Below are 15,002 nucleotides of genomic sequence, written 5' to 3' on the forward strand. Positions count from 1 at the left end.
TGCCTCCCGCAGACGAGCCCGCTCAGCAGGCGGCGGCATCTCCGGCTCACCCTCCAGCAGCGCGTCCACCGCCGCGAACAGCTCATCCTCGCTCGGCATGTCTCACCTCCACGCAAAGCCTACCACGGATTTAGCTGTAGCTTTGTAATATTCTTAGCCTCAGATTTATCCTCCATTGACTGGCTCGCCGGCGCCGCCTCGGCTTACTCAGCGACTTATAGGACGCATCTCTCCCTGGCCGTTGAACGCCACGGCCCGGGACCGGGTCGCGGCGCTGGGTCGTGTGCCGCAGGTGGGCTTACGCGGTGCGTTGCCAGCCTGGCCGCGGGAGGAGCCGCCGGCCCCTCGAAGGAGAGGCCGAGGGCGCGGCTCGGCAATAGGATCTTCGGTCGCTCTCCTACGCTGACGCGCCCTCTACAAGGTTGGGGTGACATCTCTCAGTTTGCCGACGCACACGGCCTGGTTCGTGCGTCAGCCGCACGGAGGCCTCGTCCATCGTGCAGTTGTCGAAGTTCGCGCTCTCGAACCGCGTCGCCGTCTGGGGCCGTTTGAAGACAGACTCCGATGATCGGCGTCTGTGGCGAGCCGATCCCCGACTTCGAGCAGATAGTCGAGGCCGTTCTGAACCAGGGGGTATCGCACGTCCGGCCGCTGGCTCTTGGCCGTCAGCTCCGCTTCGCCATCGCGCCGCTTGCCCCTTCGTCCTGGGACGCCCGGCGCATACACGCTGGATTCCCTTTCCCGGGCCTGATCCTGAGTCCGCCCGGGGAAACGGTATCCGGACCAGGGGCTGCAGATCTCTGGACTTCCCAGGACTTTCCACAGTGCCCTGCCCACGCCCCGTGCGCCCTCACCCCCCGCTCGCAGCGCCAGTGTGCTCGGGCAGGCCTGAACTTCCCGCCAAGGACCCATTCGCTACGTGGCGGCTCTCTCGGAAGGGGTGTCCGGCACGGGCCGCCGCCTCATGCCGGCGATCGGCGCGCGGAAGCACCGGTCAGAACGCATCCGACCTGTGTCAGGCGGCCTGGCGGGCGGCGAGGCCGGCTGCAGTACGTGCCAGGCGGCCAGCCTCCTTCAGCATGAACCAGCAGTTGGCGTCCGTGAGTTCGTCATCGTCGGGGATGTGCGCGGCGTCGCTCGGACGGTGCCATCCAGGGTGAGGGCGGCCCTGCCCGGTCAGCCGGTGAAAAAAAGAACTCACGGACGGCACAACGGTTCGCGCCGGGGTGCTCGTAAGCGCCCAGAAGGCGAGGCGCGACCGGCCACGTATTTCGGTCTGTCCCCGACCTCCCGCTCGCGGGCACTACCGCGCCGGTCACGGCGCCCGGACCCACACCGCCTCCCACCGCGGGCAAGTTCGGCGGCCAACGCGCCCAGATGGTCGCCCGAGAGACCACAGAAGGCAGGATGTGACAGGGCAAGCATCCAGTTCCGACCGAAGATCGAGTGGACGGCGCGCTTCACACCTCAGATGCCGCCCGCTTTTCGTCGGCGGAAGAGCCTGCGCGTGATCAGGGTTGCGGGCGAGCGGTGTGGTGCGGGTGGTTTCTGGTGCGGCGGGCTTCCTTCATCTCCGCCTCATACAAATGATCTTTGCCGTCGACGAGCTGGTTACGGAGGTCCGCCTCGAGCGTTTGAAACGGCCGGTAGTAGGTGCTGTTGTAGGCCTCGACAATCTGGAATGTCCAGTGGCCGGGGATGACATTGCGGCCGAGGATCTCCTCCTCCACCCGCTTCGCCTGCTCCGCATGCCCGGCCTCATGCAGCAGACGAACCGCATCGTCCAAAATCAGGTCAGCGGTGCCCGTCAGTTGATGGAACTCATACAATGCGCCGCGGGCCCGCTCCGTCATCTCCAGCGCCTTGGACAGCGCTCCCAACGCTTCCACCGTCGAGTCGGACACACCTTTGGGTCGCTGGTGCTCAGCATCAGGCTTCTCATGGTTCGTCACGTCAGGCACTGTTCCCCGCTCTACAACTTCAGTACGGAACTTCGCTCGGTCGGCGGGTGCTGAGCCCGTCCGAATCCCCGCACGAACCCGTGTAGCCGCTCCGCCGGGACTGCGTCATCGGCCCGCTGCCATGACCTGAAGGTGGTGTCGAGGTGGGCGCTTACTCAAAGAGCCCGAAGGCCCATGCGACGGCAGAAGCATGTGGCTGCCCGCGCCGCCACAACGCGGCGCCCGCCCCGAGAGGCCGGGCGCGGCGCCTGACGGTGCGCGGGCCCTTTCAGTTCAGCACCCCAGCACCCGCCCTGCCGTCTGGGACAGTCATTAGTCACACGAACCCGCAGGAGCACCACGGCCCTGAACAGGGCAGGCGAGCGCCCCGCGTACGCTCCCGGGGGCCGGCGCGTACGCCGTGTGCACGAACAGCTCCCGCCCGGCTGTCTGCCGAACGTCACGCCGGGGCGCCATCGGCTCGACGCCCGGGCAACCGGCCCGGGGACGGGAGGTCAGCAACGCCTCACGACCGTCGCGCTCCAGGCAGGCGGACTGGGCCAGCCGCGTTGAAGGTGCAGGTGGATCTCACGCCCGGGCACTTTGCGTCACGCCCAGTCAGGCGGGCAGGCGCCCTGCTGTATAGGTCCACGCGGTGATCGGGCCGACTTTCGTGGCAACCTTCAGCTGCCTGCACTCGGGCCGGAACCCGTATGGCGCGCGTTGGACCAGCTCGTCGTAGGTGTGCTCGGCGATGGCCACCGCCAGGCGCACCGACGAGTCCTCAGCCATGAGTTCCCGAAACGCGGCGGCGTCCAGAAGCCTGAAGACCTGGTTCAGGTCGGAGCCGATCCACCCCATCTCCGAGACCCGGGCCGTCCCCTGGGAAAGCGCCACCCGTAGCCGTAGATCCGTTAGGCGGCTGTCCTCTTGGCAGGTGAGTCGCTGCAGGTGCAGCAGGAAGCCGAGGATCGACCCCAGCGGTGCGTGCTCCATGGGAACGAAGGCGGACAAGCTGTCTCCGCGGTCAGCGATCTGCGTGTGCGCCTTGATGTTCGCGAAGTCCAGGGCTTCATCCACGTCCCCGAAAAGCCGCTCGCGCATCGCCCCGTGCTCGTGGATAGCATTGCCGAACCCGTAGATGTCGATCGCCATGAACCACAGCGGCGTGTGGGAAGCGGTCAATGCCGATTCCGCAGCTGCGGAATCGGACGCCTGTGCGCTGGCGACGACGGACCGGGCGGCCTCGACCCACAGCTGGTGAAACCGGCCGACCTCTTGCTCGGCAGAAGTTCGCGGTGAGCGCGTCGCCAGGATCTCGACCAGTGCTACCACCGTCTCCCACGGCGGACGGCCCGTCCCGGTGAGCGCATCGTGCAGACTGCTCCGGCTGATCTCCTTGCCCAACTCCCGGTACATGGCGCTCAGCGTCGGCAGCCCGGCATCCAGATGCAGCGCGTGCAACGCATCGTTCAGATCCTTCAGTGGGCCGGCACTCAGCACCGGCCGCTTCAACTCCCCAGGCCGCCCCACCGTACGCCGCCCCTCTTGCGTCCAGAACTGTCCAGAACCGTCCGCGCAGCATGCCAGATCGTCCGCGGCCGTGGGGAACCGTGGCCGCTCGTTCGACCGGCCGGTCCGTCGAGTCACGGTGGTCAAGGCCCCCGACAACGGGGCCTTAACCAGCGGTCGGTCCGGCCGGCCGGAAACGAAAGGAAGCCTCATGGAAGGTATCGACCTGCGGACCGCGTTCGTTTTCACCCTGGTCGCGGTCGCGGCCTATGCCACCTACCGCAACCCCCAACTGGGCGGAGCAGTGGCGGTCGCCGTGGCGTTCGGTCTCTTCGCCGATCACTTTCTACGCCGCCGCTAATCCTTGAAAGCCATGCCGTTGAAGGTCATGCCGGGGAGCTGGTGCCAGGGTGACCTGGAACCCCGGCCAGGCCGTCTGGGGCCCTCCACGCACGTGGAGGGCCCCTTCGTGCCCACCTCCTGGTCGCCGAGGCGGCGCCTCGGCGATCTCAGTCCTGCCCGGGGCACGGCGGGTCGTAGGGCAGTTGCGGGAGATACGTGCGCCAGAGCGCGGGCGTCAGCAGGTTCCCGGTCACCCGGCACACGTAGTTGACGGCGGCCTGGGTGGACAGCGGCAGGATGTGGACCGTTGCATTGCCGGTGCCGATGAAGAGAAAGCGCCCGTCCGGGGAGAAGGCGACGTCATTGACGTAGTCGATGACGCCGGTCACCGGCAGGCCGTGGGGGCGTGCGCGGCCTCCCTCATCGACGTCCCACAGTCGGAGCGTCCTGTCGAAACTACCGCTGACCAGCGTCTGCCCGTCCGGGCTGAAGGACAGCGTGTAAACGGTGTCGTTGTGGCCGGTGAGGGGTGGTGCCGTCGGTGTGGGGTGCGTGCGGTCGGTGATGTTCCACAGGCGAATCTTGGCGTCGTTGCCGGAGGCTGCGAGGGTACGGCCGTCCGGACTGAAGACAATTGTCTGGACCGGGTCCGCACTGGCGCGCAGAGGTAGGCCCAGGGTTGTCGGGCGCGTGGGTTCTGTGATGTCCCACAGACGGAGGGTGCCGTTCTGCGCCGCGGCGGCGAGCGTGCGGCCGTCCGGGCTGACGGCCAGGCGGTTGACCGGGCCCGCGCGGGTGTTCAACGGCGGTCCGAGGGCAGTGGGGTGGGATGGGTCGGAGACATTCCACAGCGCGACCGTGCCGTCGCCGTTGCTTCCTGCCAGGGTGCGCCCGTCGGGGGTGAACCCGACGGCCAGGAAGTTCTCGCGGGGATTGTGGAGTGGCCCGCTGAGTGGCTTGGGCGTGGCTGGCACGGTTACGTCCCACAGCTGGACGTCCGGGCCGGCGGCGACGGCCAGTGTCTTTCCGTCGGGGCTGAAGGCGGTCCAGTTGACGTACGGGGTGCGGCCGCGGATCGAGGCGCTGAGCGGGCGTGGAGTGGCCGGGTTCTTGACGTCCCAGAGCCGGACGGTGTTGTCCTCGGAGCCGGAGGCGAGCAGATGCCCGTTGGGGCTCACGGCCACGGTGTCGACGTAGCTTGTGTGTCCGCTCAGGACCGTGCGTGGGATCGTCCACAGTCGGATGGTGTGGTCGGCGCCCACACTGGCCAGCATGGTGCCCTTCGGGTCGAAGGCCAGGCCCAGCACGTGTCCGGTGTGGCCGGTCAGGGGCTGGGTGAGGTCCCAGACCTTGTTCGGAGCCATCACGTTCTCGAGCCAGATGGTGTTGTCGTCGCCGCCGTAGGCCATGAGTCGGCCGTTGTTGGAGAAGGCGACGGTGTTGACGACGTTGTTGCTGACAGGGCTCTCGAGCTGCCTCGGCTTGGCAGGGTTCGTGACGTCCCACAGGTGTGCGGTCTGGTCGCTGCCGGCCGCGGTCAGTGTGCGGCCGTCCGGGCTGAAGGCGACCGCTTGGGCGGAGCCGGGGTTCCCGGCCTTGAAGGAGATGTCGGGTGTCCGGCCCACGGCGGACGGATTCCGCCGGTCCGCCACCTTCCACAACCGCACCGTCGCCTCGCTCCCCCCGGACGCCAGCAGCTTGCCGTCGGGGCTGAAGGCCACCCCGTTCACCTCGTCTGCGGAGGCGGGGAGCGGCTCGGCGAGGGGCCGCGGGTGCCGTGGGTCAGTGGTGTCCCACAGGTGGATGCGGCCGCCGTGTCCCGCCGTGGCGAGGGCGTGGCCGTCCGGGCTGAAGGCGAGCGTGTTCAGGGCGCTGGTGCCGACCCGCGCCGGGGTGCCCAGACCGGCTGGATGGTGAGGGTCCTGGACGTCCCACATGTGTACTGTGCCGTCGTCGCCAGTGGCGGCCAGAAGGTGTCCCCGGGGGCTGAAGGCGAGCGCCCGTAGCCCGCCCCGGAATCCGCGGATCGGGGCGCCCAGCGGGACCGGGTGGTCCGTGCGGGCTGTGTTCCACAGCCGGATCGTGCCGTCACCGCTGGCGCTGGCCAGCAGGCGCCCGTCCGGACTGAAGTCCACGGCGTTCACCCGGTCCGTGTGACCGCTCAGCACGGTGGCCAGCGGCACGTTTTGGGCGCCGAGCAACCGGGTCTCTGTCGACGCGGCTGGTGACATGCGGTGCGCGACCAGATCCAGCTGGGCGGCCAGCGAGGCATCGGTCTCGCGCAACAGGTCGGCCTGGGCCCTGGTCTCGCCGAGGATCGCGGTGTTGCGTTCCTCCTGTGCCGTGTTGCGCTGGTGGAACGCGAGGGCGGCGGAGACGGCGGCGAGCACGGCCAGCGCCGTCAGCCCGGCGATGACCCCTTGGCGGATCCGGCGTGCCCGGTGCCGCTGCCGTGCAGAAGCGGCCAGAAACGCGGACACGACTGGACCGCACTCGCCCGTGTCCTTGTCGTGGGCCAGGGCGCGGGCCTCGTCCAGCCTGTGGCCTCGGTACAGCAGGCCCGCGTCGCGGTTCGCCTCCTGCCACGCAGTGGCCGCGTCCTCCAACCGCTGGCGGGCCATGTAATGGGCGCGGTGGGCCTCGCTCCACTGCCGCAGGCGCGGCCATGCCCGCAGCAGCACCTCGTGGGTGATGGTGACCGTGTCCTGTTCCCGGGTCAGCAGTCGTCCCCGGGTGAAGGTTTCGACGACCTCGGCCGTCTCCTCGGCGCGTGCGCCGTGGCCCAGCAGTTCGGCGTACCGGGCCGGGCGGCGCGTGTCGTGGGTTCCGTCGCCGAACTTGACCAGGCGCAGGAACACGGACTCCGCCGTCCGCTGCACCTGCGGGTCCAACTGGTCAAAGCAGCGGTCTGCTTCGGCCGTCACGCTGTGCGCGATGCCACCGGTGGACTCGTAACCGTCCACAGTGAGGACGTGGCCTGACCGGCACAGCCAGGTGGCCCGCAGTGCATGGGCGAGGAGCGGAAGCCGCCCGACCTCGTAGGCGTCGGCTTCGTCGCTGCCCGGAGGCGCGGGGTCCGGTTCCGTGGCACCCAGGTCGCGCAACAGGACCTGCGCGAGGCCCGGTTCGATGTCCAATCCGACCGCGCGGGCGGGATGGAGGATCGCCTCCCGTACCCCGGCCCGGGACAGAGGCCCCACAATCACCTGGTTACGTTCCACGGCGTCAAGGAGCCCCGGATGAGTGGCGCAGTGGGTGTAGAAGTCCGAGCGCAGACCGAAGACGACCAAGGCGACCGGCTGTTCGCCACCAGTGCCCGTGTCCGCCAGGCGCAGGACCGCATCCAGGAAATCCCGCCGCTCGCGCTCGTCGGCGCACAGCGTGAACAGTTCCTCCAACTGGTCCACGACCAGGACCAGGCGGCGTTCCGCGCCAGGGTCGCCGTCGCCCGCCGCAAGCGCGCGCCGCAGGACATCCGGTCGCCACACCGGCCCCTGCGCCCCGTCGCCAGATTGTCCCTGCCCCGCACACGTCACCTCCGACAGGCGGGCGCCGAGGGCTGCCATCGGATGTGCGGTCGGTGTCAGCCACAGGCGAGGCCAGTACGCCGAGCCCGGCAGGGCACCCCGGGCAACCTCGGGCAGGAGTCCCGCTCTGAGCAGCGACGACTTCCCCGCCCCGGAAGGCGCGACGACGACCAGCGCACCGCCCACCGCGAGGCAGGTGTCCAGCCGGACAAGAAGCTTGGCCACCAGCGCGTCCCTGCCGAAGAACCACTGGGCCTGTTCAGAGCTGAATGCGGCCAGCCCGGGATACGGGCACTCCTGAGACACAGCGGCGGTGTGCACGCGGCGGGCCGTGCGTACTCCATCTTCGTAATGCAGGTGCAGGTCCCGCTCCGAGACGTACAGATCCCGGCGCGCCTGATAGATCCTGGCTCGGTCCGAGGCCTCAGCCTCCAGCCGGATTCCCTCTCCGTGTAAGGGCTGTCTGTCGGCGGCACTCATGGCCCGTAGATGTTCTGGTCGCGCCCGGCCTGGTACACCCGGCCATGCCCGGATGCCTCGGCACGGAACTCATGCGACCCGGTGCGAGTGCCGCCCTCGCGGCGCAGGAGCGGGGTGATCTCCTCCTCGATCAGTCGCCGCAGCTCATCCACCAGCGCAGGGTCGTCCCGCAGCAGTGCGGTCAGACGGTCCTCCCAGGCTGCGACGAGATGTGATTCCGCATCCTCGTCCTGCGCTCGGCGGGCCGTCAGCACTCGGTCACGGGACTCTACGAGCGCAGCGTCCACCTGTTCTGCCTGACTTGGACGTACACGTCGCCACCAGGCAGCGAAGGCCGCTCGTACCTGCTGCCATGCGTCCGTGGCCATCGCCCCCACCAAGGACATGGCCGCCGACGATACAATCGCATCCATCACCATCACCCTCAATTCCCTCTCATGACCAACTTACCTATTTGAGGCAAAATGGGCAGATTTGTTGATTCCTGAAGGACCGGATTGGTGAGGTCGCTCGTATGTGACCTTGGATCCGCCATGAGTCACAGGCGCCGGCTCGAGTCTCTGTGAGGTGCCGTGGCGTCCGGTACATCGGCGATCCGCTGGTCGCTTTCGGTCAGAAGCGTCCGGTCCTGCGCAGTGCCCACTTGGCCGGCCCAGGCGGACGCCCCCATGACCAGTGCTGCACCGGCCTGGAGCGCGATCGACTCGCTGGGTTTGGAAAGCACGGACCTGGACGTCCTTGCCAAGGCCTGCGCACTGCACACGCTGTGGCAGCAGGTGGTCAGCCTCTATCTCGCGCTGACGGAATCGGCGCTGGCCCGCCTCAAACACGCCCGGTGGGAGCTCTCCGAGGCGGAGCGAGCCCTGGGCATCGCCGAGCGGGCGGTGCAGCGCACCAGTGGGCACATGAGCCCGGCAGTACAGGCATGCTCCGCAGAGCTGCAACGTCGGGCCGAGCAGCAGCGTATCCACTCGCAGCAACGCACCCAGGATGTCTTTCAGTTGGAGACGCAGATCCTGCCCTTGGTCAAAGACCTCCAGCGCTACCTGCTCAGCGGTGATCTGACGGCTCAGCCGCTGCAGCTCACCAGCCGGCTGCTCAACATCGACGCCGGGCAGGATCTGCTCCTGCCGTTGGAGCCGGACGCCGACCCCGCTCTTGCGGCCGTGCACAAGGCGGTCGCGAGGTTCGCGGTACTGTCCGACTGCCTTGCGGCGGACAGCCTTGCGCTCCGGCGTGCCCGCCTGGCCGGCCCCGGTGCGCTGGCGGCCTGGCTCGATGATCAGGAAGGGGTCTTCCACGGTCTGCTGGCCTGGCTCTATCCACCCGCAACCTGGCCTTCCACAGCGGTCAGTTCACCTGCACTGCCGACACCCTCACCGCACACGCCGCGCGCCGCCACCTGGCCAACACACGCAGCCCCGGCATGGTCGAAACCATCCACGTCCAACTCCCCGGCCGCCAGCGGGAGAGCACGGGCTTCCGGTGTACGTGACCGGGTCGCCCTCGGCGACGAGGGTGACCCCCTCGCCCACTGCCTCGACCACACCCGCGGCCTCGACTCCCAGTCCGGCGGGGCACCGAGACGGTGTCCCTCGGTTCCTCAGGAGTGCACTCGGCGAAACCGCTGGCAGCACAATGCCGCACCGCGCGGCCTAGCGTTCGGCGGCGCCTGCCCACAGGCTGACCATGAGGCCGCCTGCCAGCCCGGCCGCCTCCGCGGTGCTACGTTCGCGCGTTCGAGTTCGCGGCGCGCGTGCTCGCAGAGGGGCAATAGCCCGACCTGCTCCGGCCGGTAGCCGCATCGATCGGTCATGTCGGCAGTACGGGCGACGGAAGGCCGGCAGGGCTCCGGTGATCAGCACCGCAGACAAGCCAGAGCCCCCGCGGCGAGACGTGACAGCGGTCGCTGCCGGAGGTGCCGTTGGTTGCAGTGCGGACGGCGATGGTGTGACCGTTGGCGGTGTAGTAGCGCGTGCCAGCCAGGGTCTTGGCGCTGCCCTTGAGGGTGAGCCGTACCTCCGTGCCGAGTTCCCCATGCCGGGTCGATCGCTCTACTTGTCGTGGTCGTAGCCTCGGTCGCCCAGGACGATGTCCGGGCGGCGCCGGGGTCGGCCGGATTGCCGCGCCGGCCGAAGAGCGGCAAGAAGGTGGTCGGGGTCGGCCGCTTCAGAGGGAATGGCCGGGGCCGGCTCCTTGGTGGGGAGCCGGCCCTTGGCGCGGGGTGCGGCGGTGGTGCCGGGTTGAACGGTGGCCGGGCTGCCGGTCACTCTTGCGGGTCGAGCACGACGGGCAGTTCCGCGAGGCCTCGGAAGGCCGGGAAGGGGACTTCCATCCACTTCGGGCCGGCTTCGGGTGCGGCCGGAGCGATCCTGGGGAACCGGCTGAACAGGCTGGTGAGGGCCAGTTGCATCTCCAGCCGTGCCAGTGGTGCGCCCAGGCAGTAGTGGCTGCCGTGGCCGAAGCCCAGGTGCGCGTTTCCCGGCCGGTTCACGTCGAAGTCGTCCGGGGCGTCGAACTTCCGTGGGTCGCGATTCGCCGAAAGGAGCGAGATCTGCACCAGTGCGCCCTTGGGGATCCGCGTACCGCCGATTTCCACGTCCTCGGTCGCGAACCGGAACGTAGCGCTTTCCACCGAGCCGTCGTAGCGGACCAGTTCTTCCACCGCGGGGCCCATCAGTTCCGGGTTTTTCTGCACGGCGTGCAGTTGTGCGGGATTGGCCAGGAAGTGGTGGACGGCGTTGCCGATGAGGTACGCGGTCGTCTTGTGGCCGGCGAACATCAGCAGGAACGCCGTCGAGATCAGCTCGTTCTCCGTGAGGCCGCCGTCCTTGTCCTGGGCCTCGGTGAGCGCGCTGAGCAGGTCGTCGCCGGGGTGTTCGCGCTTGCGCGCGACAAGTTCGGTGAAGTAGGCGTGCAGGTCCTCTTCCGCCTTCTGCTGGGCCTGTTTGGCTTCCTTGCTGAAGCCCGTCTGCGCCACTGTGGTGGACAGGCGCTGCATGTGGGCGCGTTCCTCGGGCGGTACGCCGAGCAGTTCGCAGATCACGGTGATGGGCAGTGGGAACGCGAACGCGGGCAGCAGGTCCAGCGGTTCGCGGGTGGGGCATGCGTCGAGGAGCTGGTCGACGATCGTCTGGATCTTCGGCCGCAGCGCCTCGACGCGGCGCGGGGTGAACTCGGCGTTGACGAGTTTGCGCAGCCGGGTGTGTTTGGGCGCGTCGGCGTTGAGCATGTTGTCGTCCAGCGAGACCGACGAGTCGCCGAAGATTCTCCGGTAGGCGTCCATGGCCCCGTACATGTCTTTGCTCAGCCGGGGGTCGGAGAGTGCGGCCCGGGCGTCCTCGTACCGTGTGATCAGGTACGTTTCGACGCCGTGCGGCGGCTTCATCGGGCAGACGGGCGCAGTGTCCCGGAGGGCGGCGTAGACCGGGTGCGGGTTGCGCCGGAAGTCGGCGGTGCACTGCTCGGCTGTGGTGACGGGGTCTTGCGTGGTGGTCACGGACGGCTCCTGAGGTCGAAGAGGGTCTCGGCGTTGCCGCCGAGGATGCGCTGCTGGGACGCCTTGTCCAGGGGCAGCTTCTCGATCATGCGGATGAGGTCCTCCAGCGGCGCGGACAGCGGCGGCGAGTCGCTGCCGAACAGCATCCGCTCGGGTCCGAGGACCTCCGCGTTGAGGCTCAGGTGCGCGGGGCTGAACGGGCTGGTGTCGACGTACATGCGCTGCAGGGCCGCGGCGGGGTCGGTCGACAGGGAGGGCGGCGCGGCGGGGGCCGGCCGGCCGGGGGCGGCGGCGGAGGGCGGTGCTCCGCCGCCCCAGTGCCGGGGGCTCGCCGCCGTTTGCAGGCGCTCCGGCAGCAGCGCCATCGCGCCGCCGCCGGTCGCGCCGATCAGCCGCAGGTCCGGGTATTTGTCCAGCCATCCCGCGAACGCGATCATGGCCATGCCCAGGGTGACGTCGCCGAATCGGCCGATCTGCTCGACGAAGCCGATGGTGTCCACCTTCTCCGTGCCGGCCGGTTCGGCCGGTGCGTGTACCAGGACCGGGACTCCCGCCTCCGCGGCCAGCGCGAAGAAGGAGTCCGCCCGCGGCGAGCCGAGCAGCTCGCCGTGGACGCTGGACGTGGTGATCAGGCCGACGAACGCGGGGTCCGCCAGGGTCTCCCGCACCCCTTCCAGGTGATCGTCGTCGCCGAACGGGTTGGCGTAGACGTATCCGCGCAACTGGTCCGGGAACCGGGAGATCAGACCCGACATCCAGGCGTGGAAACCACGCAGCCGGTCGCGCGGCTGCTTGTAGTTGTCCACGCCCGGGACCCGCGCCATCGCGCCGGCGCCCACCGGGCTGCCGATGATGGTGAGGTCGATCCCGGCCTCGGCGCGGGCCGCGAGCATGCCGTCGACGTCGGTGAGGCTCGGGGGCATGGGGAAGCGGCTGGCCGCCTGGGGCGGGGACAGGTGTCCGTGGATGTCGATGATCATGTGTGGGTTCCCGGTTCCGGTGCAACTGCGCGGGTCACCGCGGCGCAGTCCTCGTCGCCGTGCCCTTGCTCGGTGGCACGGGCGTGGGTCTGTGCGGCTGCGGCGGTGAGCGGAAGGCGCAGGCCTGCCGTGGCCGCCTGCTCCGTGGCGAGCATGAGGTCCTTCGCCATCAGGCGCAGCCGGAAGTCCGGCTCGTCGAAACGTCCGGTGGCCAGGCGCCGCGACTTGAACGACATGACCGGCGAGGCGAAGCCGCTGCCCGCGATCGTCCTGAGGACGAGCTGCTTGTCGAGGCCGCAGACGGCCGCCAGTTCGGCGGCCTCGGCCATGGCCTGCACTTCTATCCCCATGAGGAGATTGAGGAGCAGCTTCATCCGCATGCCGGAGCCGAGTGCGCCCAGATGGACGACCTCCTTGCCCAGCATCTCCAGCAGGGGCCGGCCGGCGGTGAAGACACGCTCCTCGCCGCCGACGAACAGCCGCAGTTCGCCGTCGCGGGCGTGGTCGCGGTTGCCGAGCATGCCGACGTCCATGACGGAGGGGACATCGTCGGCGAGGCGGACGACTTCCTCGGGGGCGACGGTGCTGGCGCAGATCAGGGCACCGGGGTAGGTGCCTCTGGACAGGACGCCGTCCGGGCCGCGCAGCACGGCTTTGAGGGCGTCGCCGTCGGCGACGGTGCAGATGACGGCGCTCGTGCCTTCGGCGGCTTCGCTGGGGCGGCCGGCGCCGAAGGCGCCGGCCCGGACGAGTGGTTCGGCCCGCTCGGGGGTACGGTTCCAGACCCGCACGGGTATGCCTTGCGCGAGCAGGCGTGAGGCCAGGCCGCCGCCCATCGTGCCGAGGCCGAGGACGGCGACAGGGCCGTTCGTGGTGTGGGTCATGACTTCTCCTTCACGGTCTCCTTGACGACCCGGAACCGCAGTGACTGCGTCGAGTCGACCCAGTCGCGGAGCGGGGCCACCAGTTCCTGGTGGTCATCGCTCTGCTGCCAGGCGAAGAAGTGTTCGGGGGTCTCCCACTCGCTGGTGATCACCCACTGGCGGGAGCCGTCGACCGGCTCTCCCAGTCGTTCGACGATGTGCCCGGGGGTGCGAGCGACGGATTTCCGCATCTGCTCGTACATCTCCAGGAACCCTTGCTCGCCGCCCTCGATCACACGGACCGCGAAAACGACGGACAGCCTCTCGGCCGTCTGGCTGTTCTGCACAGTGCCCATGTCTCCTCCTGATGGTGAGATCCGGCAGGACACGCTTTCCAAGGACTCATGGGCTCAGTGACGACGCAACTCCAATGGGTGCACGGCCCAGGCGGGAGAAGGGTCGTGCCCTGGCGTCTGGTCCGTCCGGGTGTATTGGGACGAGGGCCCCGGACGAGGCAGATTCGAACGCGTGCGTGGAGACGGTGGACCGATGGGCGGGCGCAGTTGTTTCCGGTGGGGGCGGTGCGGGCCGGTTCCGCGGCCGTTCCCCTTTTGTCTGAGGGGCATCCCCCGTGAAAGGGAGTGCGGGCCGTCATCCCACGGCTCCGGCGACAAGGGGTCCGGCACTTCCATGGCGACCGGCCCTCGCGGCGCGACCAGGTCCGCGTCCCCGACGGATACGAACCGCCACATCACGCACCCGGAAGGACCTCGAGGCGGCTTTCTAGTCGGTCCAGGTGGACTTCGTCACCGGTGACGGGACAGTCGTCGACTCCGTGGTGGCCGGCTTCCCCGATGTCGGCCCCGGCAAGCGGGCCGAGCGGTACATCTCCAGCCGCAAGGCCGGGGAGTCGGACACACCACGCATCGCCGAGGCCGAGCGCAGCTGGCACCGCGAGGCGAGATGCCGCTGGGTGCGGGACTCGCCGGAACTCCGGTCTGCGCGCCCCGGCTCGTGGGCGGCGGCTGTCGCCGTCCACGAGCGCGGCACGATGGACACGGTCGAGATGGACTTCCGGGTCGGCGGCATTGGCGGTACGTCATGACGGCCGAGGGCGGCGTCGAGATCGCCTTCCACGGCGAGTACCGCGAGATCGTCCCCGACGAGCAGATCGTGTGGACCGCGGTCTTCGAGGGGCGCCCGGGACGACCCCGGAGGAGGCGGAGAAGAACGCCGCGGTGAACACCCGTCCCCCGGTCGCGACGCGGTACCGGGCAGTGTGGCAGGCGAGCAGTGCAGGGACGGGAGCGGTGTCACCGTAGTCGAGCCGGAACCCGAACTCCTGGCAGAGCCAGGTAAGCCCGTCACACGTCGTGTACCGCGGCGACGGCCTCGATCTCGACGAGCTGGTCCTTGTAGCCCAGCACCGTGACGCCCATCAAAGTGCTGGGGACATCATGGTCGGCGAACGAGTCCCGGACCACCTCCCAGGCACTCACCAAATCCTCCCGGCGGGCCGATGCCACGAGGACCCTCGTGCTGATGACGTCCTGGAGGGACGCGCCGGCGGCGGTGAGAGCGGTCTGCATGTTCTCGACGGCTTTCAGGGCCTGCCCTGCGTAGTCCCCGATCGCTGCCGTCGAGCCGTCGTCGTTCAGTGGACATGCCCCGGCGAGGAAGATCAGGCGGGCCTCGGCAGGCGCCGTGGCTGCATAGGCGTACTCGGCGACGTCGGACAGGGAGGCGGAGCGGATCAGGGTGACGGCACGAGCCACGGTCGTCGTGTCCTTTCCATGGGTGTTGAGCCCGGACATCCTGCCAAGGGCGCGTCGGCGCCGTCTTCTCCTTTTCGCCGTCCC

General features: G+C 69.1%; 13 protein-coding genes. 4 read left to right on the top strand and 9 right to left on the bottom strand.

All coding sequences use genetic code 11. The features are described 5' to 3' along the window. Positions 1-1,511 precede the first annotated feature (1,511 nt). Together MDN94_RS30705 and MDN94_RS30710 are read right to left on the bottom strand one after the other, a co-directional pair. Positions 1,512-1,952: a hypothetical protein gene (locus MDN94_RS30705; RefSeq protein WP_482729132.1), complete on the bottom strand. Its 441-nt coding sequence runs from the start codon at positions 1,950-1,952 to the stop codon at positions 1,512-1,514. Positions 1,953-2,558: 606 nt separating this feature from the next. Beyond that, positions 2,559-3,443: a hypothetical protein gene (locus MDN94_RS30710; protein WP_482729133.1), complete on the bottom strand. Its 885-nt coding sequence runs from the start codon at positions 3,441-3,443 to the stop codon at positions 2,559-2,561. 220 nt (positions 3,444-3,663) lie between these two features. Here MDN94_RS30710 and MDN94_RS30715 point away from each other — a divergent pair, with 220 nt between their 5' ends. Next, on the top strand, positions 3,664-3,813 hold the full coding sequence (locus MDN94_RS30715) for a hypothetical protein (protein ID WP_482729134.1): 150 nt from the start codon (positions 3,664-3,666) through the stop codon (positions 3,811-3,813). A gap of 148 nt (positions 3,814-3,961) precedes the next feature. Here the strand turns inward: MDN94_RS30715 and MDN94_RS30720 are convergent, their stop codons facing one another. Both MDN94_RS30720 and MDN94_RS30725 read right to left on the bottom strand, forming a co-directional pair. Next, positions 3,962-7,642: an nSTAND1 domain-containing NTPase gene (locus tag MDN94_RS30720; RefSeq protein WP_482729135.1), complete on the bottom strand. Its 3,681-nt coding sequence runs from the start codon at positions 7,640-7,642 to the stop codon at positions 3,962-3,964. 155 nt (positions 7,643-7,797) lie between these two features. Further along, the gene (locus MDN94_RS30725) at positions 7,798-8,214 is read right to left on the bottom strand and encodes a hypothetical protein (protein ID WP_482729136.1); all 417 of its coding nucleotides are present in this window, start codon (positions 8,212-8,214) and stop codon (positions 7,798-7,800) included. Between the two features lie 255 nt (positions 8,215-8,469). On the opposite strand from MDN94_RS30725, the gene MDN94_RS30730 reads away from it, so the two are divergent. Continuing rightward, complete coding sequence (locus MDN94_RS30730; RefSeq protein ID WP_482729137.1) at positions 8,470-9,600, top strand: hypothetical protein; 1,131 nt, start codon at positions 8,470-8,472, stop codon at positions 9,598-9,600. A gap of 467 nt (positions 9,601-10,067) precedes the next feature. Here the strand turns inward: MDN94_RS30730 and MDN94_RS30735 are convergent, their stop codons facing one another. Genes MDN94_RS30735 through MDN94_RS30750 form a run of 4 tightly spaced genes read right to left on the bottom strand, consistent with a single transcriptional unit; the run spans position 10,068 to position 13,499 of the window. Further along, positions 10,068-11,300 (bottom strand): cytochrome P450 family protein, encoded by a 1,233-nt coding sequence (locus MDN94_RS30735; protein WP_482729138.1) that lies wholly within the window; start codon positions 11,298-11,300, stop codon positions 10,068-10,070. Beyond that, the gene (locus MDN94_RS30740) at positions 11,297-12,280 is read right to left on the bottom strand and encodes an amidohydrolase family protein (protein ID WP_482729139.1); all 984 of its coding nucleotides are present in this window, start codon (positions 12,278-12,280) and stop codon (positions 11,297-11,299) included. The genes MDN94_RS30735 and MDN94_RS30740 overlap by 4 nt, the downstream gene beginning before the upstream one ends. After that, positions 12,277-13,164, bottom strand: coding sequence for an NAD(P)-dependent oxidoreductase (locus MDN94_RS30745; protein ID WP_482729140.1), 888 nt, complete (start codon positions 13,162-13,164; stop codon positions 12,277-12,279). Before MDN94_RS30745 ends, MDN94_RS30740 begins: the two co-directional genes overlap by 4 nt. Continuing rightward, positions 13,161-13,499, bottom strand: coding sequence for an antibiotic biosynthesis monooxygenase family protein (locus tag MDN94_RS30750; RefSeq protein ID WP_482729141.1), 339 nt, complete (start codon positions 13,497-13,499; stop codon positions 13,161-13,163). The genes MDN94_RS30745 and MDN94_RS30750 overlap by 4 nt, the downstream gene beginning before the upstream one ends. Positions 13,500-13,939: 440 nt before the next feature. On the opposite strand from MDN94_RS30750, the gene MDN94_RS30755 reads away from it, so the two are divergent. Beyond that, positions 13,940-14,248: a hypothetical protein gene (locus MDN94_RS30755; RefSeq protein ID WP_482729142.1), complete on the top strand. Its 309-nt coding sequence runs from the start codon at positions 13,940-13,942 to the stop codon at positions 14,246-14,248. Further along, the gene (locus MDN94_RS30760) at positions 14,245-14,385 is read left to right on the top strand and encodes a hypothetical protein (protein ID WP_482729143.1); all 141 of its coding nucleotides are present in this window, start codon (positions 14,245-14,247) and stop codon (positions 14,383-14,385) included. The genes MDN94_RS30755 and MDN94_RS30760 overlap by 4 nt, the downstream gene beginning before the upstream one ends. A 122-nt stretch (positions 14,386-14,507) precedes the next feature. Here the strand turns inward: MDN94_RS30760 and MDN94_RS30765 are convergent, their stop codons facing one another. Beyond that, positions 14,508-14,918 (bottom strand): RidA family protein, encoded by a 411-nt coding sequence (locus tag MDN94_RS30765; RefSeq protein ID WP_482729820.1) that lies wholly within the window; start codon positions 14,916-14,918, stop codon positions 14,508-14,510. Between the last annotated feature and the right edge of the window lie 84 nt (positions 14,919-15,002).

Source organism: Streptomyces sp. WAC00040 (assembly GCF_056835925.1).

What these genes read in the sequence shown, in the direction of transcription:
- MDN94_RS30725 (WP_482729136.1), bottom strand. Translation starts at nt 8,214, where the DNA reads ATGGATGCGATTGTATCGTCGGCGGCCATGTCCTTGGTGGGGGCGATG.
- MDN94_RS30750 (WP_482729141.1), bottom strand. Translation starts at nt 13,499, where the DNA reads ATGGGCACTGTGCAGAACAGCCAGACGGCCGAGAGGCTGTCCGTCGTT.
- MDN94_RS30745 (WP_482729140.1), bottom strand. Translation starts at nt 13,164, where the DNA reads ATGACCCACACCACGAACGGCCCTGTCGCCGTCCTCGGCCTCGGCACG.
- MDN94_RS30715 (WP_482729134.1), top strand. Translation starts at nt 3,664, where the DNA reads ATGGAAGGTATCGACCTGCGGACCGCGTTCGTTTTCACCCTGGTCGCG.
- MDN94_RS30740 (WP_482729139.1), bottom strand. Translation starts at nt 12,280, where the DNA reads ATGATCATCGACATCCACGGACACCTGTCCCCGCCCCAGGCGGCCAGC.
- MDN94_RS30760 (WP_482729143.1), top strand. Translation starts at nt 14,245, where the DNA reads ATGACGGCCGAGGGCGGCGTCGAGATCGCCTTCCACGGCGAGTACCGC.
- MDN94_RS30730 (WP_482729137.1), top strand. Translation starts at nt 8,470, where the DNA reads ATGACCAGTGCTGCACCGGCCTGGAGCGCGATCGACTCGCTGGGTTTG.